Origin of the sequence: Stenotrophomonas sp. NPDC077659 (assembly GCF_050268705.1) — a bacterium.
Lineage (GTDB): Bacteria > Pseudomonadota > Gammaproteobacteria > Xanthomonadales > Xanthomonadaceae > Stenotrophomonas.
In genome coordinates this window covers 1-2,217 of sequence record NZ_JBNNHG010000257.1, presented here as the reverse complement: position 1 = coordinate 2,217, position 2,217 = coordinate 1, and the positions used below count along the sequence as shown (strand labels likewise).

The following is a 2,217-nucleotide window of genomic DNA, read 5'->3' as shown; positions in this document are numbered from 1 at the left end:
TTATCGCCCCACTGCAGGATCTTATCCGGGCGACAACTACTCTGACGTGGGGGGGTTTCATACGAGCACTCCTCCGTTTAAAGGAATTTGTCGTGTTATCCAACCCCCAGTTGCAGATCGCTAGCCAGTTGCTCATCGGCCTAATGTCCCAAGCCCGCTCTCGTCAGCTTGATGACCGTGTTGAAGACGTAAGGCATGCCTTGGACGTGTCCGCTGAACTGATCCGGCAATGGGAGGAGGACCAACCACGGGGCGCCAATTTCACTCCGCCCAATCCCAACCCCCAAACGCGCACACGTGAAGCCGTGGTGGACCGCACGTTCATCCCGACAGACGAATGGCGACGTAGCCGCGCCAAGAAGAGCACGTCACCTTCAGTGGCGCGGAACTCGGGGCCTTCTGTTCACTGAAGGATGCCACCTGAAACAAGAGGAGCCCCGCTAGGCGGGGCTCGTTGCGCTTAGTGCAACCGGGGGCGTCTTGAAGGCCGGCCCGGTTGGGGCGCGTGCACCGCGACCGTCGTCTCTTGGAAGGCCTGTGACGCCTCCGGTGCTGGCTCGGCGGGCCGAGAGCAACGCTCCAAGACCGTCAGGCTCGCAGCTTCCAGGCACTCAGCGCGCAGCCGTAGGTCTTCGGCCAAGATCACCTCTTGTTCCGGGGTTGCGGCAGCTTGGGCTGCGGCCAACTCAGCAGATCGCTGCTCCAGAGCTGCCAACCGGCGTCCCCGCCGTCTGGCCCACTCACGAGCCGTCCAAGACACCCCGGGCTCCGGGTGATTGGCCACAAAGTCGTCCCACGCCTGTTCGGCCATGTGCCGCAACCGGATCGCGCGGCGCACGGCCTTGAGACGCTTTGGGAAACGGACCAACGCTGCTGCAAACCGCTTCAAGCCCAGCAGCAGCCCGTTGAGCGCAGAGCGATGCTCCTTGCACTCCTCGGGAGCCACTTTTCCGCTCGCCAGTGCATTGACCAGCCTCAGCGTGGAATGGAGCGCGTGGGCGGCCAATTCATCCCTGAGCGCGTGGCCTCGGCGGACCACCTCCATCCGGATTGCCTCAACGGAGGGAGTCTCGCTTGGCACATCCTCGGTGCTGCCGTCGGAGCGCCTCTCGCCGATGGCTTTGCCCAACCCGTGCGAGACGACGATCTGCCCATCGGAGAAGGCAAGCATCTGATTGAGGCTCGAGCGCTTCGCCTCGCGTTGGGCCTGCGCCTCACTGTGCCCCTCAGGCACCGGCATGGCCCGGCTTTTCTGTTCAAACTGGGCTAGCACTTCATCAAAGGCGTTTTGGTTCGCCTCCTGAATGGACCTGTTCCTCTCCCCAAGCTCTGAGTACTCCCCTCGGCGCTCGATGGCTGACGCGTCCTTCCCCAGGTGGCGCGTGGGCATTCTGGAAAACACTGCTGCGGCCACAAGGTCGCCGCGTGCCAGCGCCTCGTCAGCTTGGGCCTTCAGACTGCGGTGATCCACGCGAACGTCCAGGTTCGCAGCTTCCAGATGCGCATTCGTCGTCGCGGCCACCAGTTCCCGGATCCACTCGACCTCGGCCCGGCCCGCAGGGCCTCCGTCGAGCTCTCGGGTTTTGTCCAGGAAGCCGTCAGGGCCAAGCCGGCGGGTTGTTGCGAGGATGTGGACGTGCCAATTCATGCCTCCTTTGCTGCCAGGACTGTGAATGCTGGCTTGTGCGGCAAACCCGTAACGGTCTACCAACGCCCGCGCCACTGAGAGGGCAAGAGACGATCGCTGGTCATCGTCCAACTCGTGGGGCAGCGCAAACTCGAACTCCCGTGCGATGGTGGAATCCTTGCGGCGCTCTGCAGCCTCGGCCTCGGTCCAAAGTGCGGCAGGCACCAGGGCCCAATCGGGTGCGTTGTCGGGGATGATGCAGCGTGATTCAACCACGCCGTCTCGCCGACGGTAGTCGTGGCGCTGCCCGGTGCGCGTGTCTTCGAGAAGAAGCCCAGCGCGATAGGCGGCAGCGGCAATGGACGAGTGCCCTTTGGCTCGACTGAAGGTTTTGACGTTCGCATGGTAGATGGCCATGTGGCTCCAAAGCAGTGGATGTGGCTTTGTTTATGCCGTGGCTTTGGATTTTCGCAAGCGCTGAAAGCGATTGGGGTTCAAGGGGCGAAGCCCTTTGCGCACGCGTCACGTAGTGACGCCTAGCAGGCTGCTGAAATACCAGTCGCCACGCGAGGCGCCACAGTCAACATTTT

The 2,217-nt window shown here is 62.9% G+C and carries 1 protein-coding gene; it reads right to left on the bottom strand.

Translation table 11 applies throughout. The features are described from left to right. Positions 1-460: 460 nt before the first annotated feature. A complete protein-coding gene (gene mobQ / locus ACQKDV_RS19195; RefSeq protein ID WP_427785824.1) occupies positions 461-2,044 on the bottom strand; it encodes a MobQ family relaxase in 1,584 nt (527 codons plus the stop codon). Positions 2,045-2,217 lie beyond the last annotated feature (173 nt).